This window comes from Bradyrhizobium genosp. SA-3 (genome assembly GCF_004212635.1).
In the GTDB taxonomy this organism is placed as follows: Bacteria; Pseudomonadota; Alphaproteobacteria; order Rhizobiales; family Xanthobacteraceae; genus Bradyrhizobium.
This window is the reverse complement of record NZ_PSRT01000364.1, coordinates 1-362: the sequence shown is the minus strand read 5'-3', so window position 1 is coordinate 362 and position 362 is coordinate 1. Positions and strand designations below refer to the sequence as shown.

The 362-nt window shown below is 63.8% G+C and carries 1 pseudogene; it reads left to right on the top strand.

Annotation, left to right across the window (positions count from 1 at the left end):
- Positions 1–339: pseudogene (locus CWO91_RS42485) on the top strand (IS110 family transposase); the annotation flags it as partial.
- Positions 340–362: the final 23 nt, after the last annotated feature.

Here is a 362-nt window from a genome sequence, read left to right as displayed (position 1 = left end):
GGCAAACGCAAACGCACACGGCTCCGCAAGGGAGCGCCGTGGCTGAAGACCATGCTCGTGCAATGTGCCTGGGCCGCCAAGCGAAAGAAGGACAGCTACTACAAGGCCCAGTTCAACCGTCTGAGCTGCCGCCGCGGGCCGCAAAAAGCAATCTGTGCCGTGGCCGCCTCGCTGCTCACGGCCATCTATCACATGTTGAAGGACGGTACCGAGCATCACGACCTGGGCGCCGCCCACTTCGATCACCGCTCAGCCACCGCAAAGGCCAAGCGTCTTGTCGCCCAGCTCGCCAAGCTCGGCTACGCGGCTCAGCTCCAACCACTCCCGGAGGCCGCCTGACGAGCCCAGTTACTTCTTAGCGC